Annotated in this window: 3 protein-coding genes; all 3 read left to right on the top strand. The window is 30.5% G+C overall.

Features of this window, described 5'->3' with window-relative positions; all coding sequences use genetic code 11:
* Positions 1 to 310 precede the first annotated feature (310 nt).
* The 3 genes from F6K22_RS43350 to F6K22_RS43340 are packed head-to-tail and all read left to right on the top strand — an operon-like array spanning position 311 to position 1,174.
* Positions 311 to 583, top strand: coding sequence for a hypothetical protein (locus F6K22_RS43350; RefSeq protein ID WP_375340248.1), 273 nt, complete (start codon positions 311 to 313; stop codon positions 581 to 583).
* A gap of 44 nt (positions 584 to 627) precedes the next feature.
* Complete coding sequence (locus tag F6K22_RS43345; RefSeq protein ID WP_375340247.1) at positions 628 to 942, top strand: hypothetical protein; 315 nt, start codon at positions 628 to 630, stop codon at positions 940 to 942.
* A complete protein-coding gene (locus F6K22_RS43340; protein ID WP_375340246.1) occupies positions 935 to 1,174 on the top strand; it encodes a hypothetical protein in 240 nt (79 codons plus the stop codon). Before F6K22_RS43345 ends, F6K22_RS43340 begins: the two co-directional genes overlap by 8 nt.
* Positions 1,175 to 1,290 lie beyond the last annotated feature (116 nt).

The raw sequence follows: 1,290 nt of genomic DNA, 5'->3' as shown, positions 1-1,290 counted from the left end.
TTTAAGAACTATGTTCTGTCTGTATTTAGTTAGTAAATTTGAGCAGTGTCCAAAAACTATGTTATACTGTCGCCATAGTTGGTTGCATAAAGTAGCGATCGCATCATCTACTTTCACATCGAAATTACTGAAAAAGTTGAGTCAAGTTTATCTATACTATTAACCATTATAGTATATAATCAAAAAGCTTTATATTTATATAAGGATTTTTGCATGGAATTTGATTACATACAATATTGTCAGTATTTAATAAGTAGTCAGAAAAATTATACTATTACAAATTTGGCGAATCATATTCAAAAAATCAGTCATGATCGGATTAATCGTCCCATACAAAAATCTTGAATTAGGGAGTGAAGTTTTATGGAAAAATGTCAAAGAAGAAATTGAAACTACTAGAGATGGATATTTAATTTTTGATGATACAGTGATGAATAAAAAATATTCCCGAAAAATTGAACTGGTCCGACGTCAGTATAGTGGAAGTGAGCATACAGTAGTTCGTGGAATAGGAGTAGTTAATTGCTTATATTTTCATCCAAAAACAGAACAATGCGCGGATAATAGATTATCGTATTTATGACCCAGAAAGCGATGAAAAGAGTAAAATAGAAGAGTGTAGAATAAATGATGATTGATGTGGTAAAAAACAAGAAAATACCAGTAAAAAAAGTATTAATGGATAGCTGGTATGCAACTCAAAGGCTAATGGCTTTAATAGATAATTTAGGAAAAATCTACTATTGTCCATTGAAAAAAAATCGCTTAGTAGAGGATACTGGAGGTGTAGACAAGTATAAAAACCTGGAAAAATTAAGATGGAGTGATGCCGAATTAGTATTAGGAAAAATTATTAAGATTAAGGGTTTTCCTAGAGATAAAAAAGTTAAGTTATTCTGGGGTACTGTTTCCACAAACTTCCGCAGAATATATAGTGACTAATGACTTGAAGCAATTGTCTACAGATGATGTAGAATTTGAGTTACAAACTAGATGGAAAATAGAAGAGTTTCACGCCCGAATCAAGCAATTAACAGGACTTGAGGAGTGCCAATGTCCTAGAGCCAGAATTCAAAAAAACCATATTGCTTGTGCCATGCTAGTTTGGAATTATTTAAAAATTCAAGCCAGGAAAATAGGGAAAACTATTGCTCAAATCAAAAATGAATTATGATCAAATTATTGAATAAATGAAATTAAGTATCCAGCAATAAAATTCAAAATACTTTGAATTTTAGAGTGGAGAAATGAAGCATAAAATCAACTTTTTTTAGGAATATTTGATCGAGA

It is taken from the genome of Okeania sp. SIO2F4 (assembly GCF_010672385.1).
In the GTDB taxonomy this organism is placed as follows: Bacteria; Cyanobacteriota; Cyanobacteriia; order Cyanobacteriales; family Microcoleaceae; genus Trichodesmium.
The sequence above is the reverse complement of the archived record's forward strand: the minus strand, read 5'-3'. Positions and strand labels throughout refer to the sequence as shown.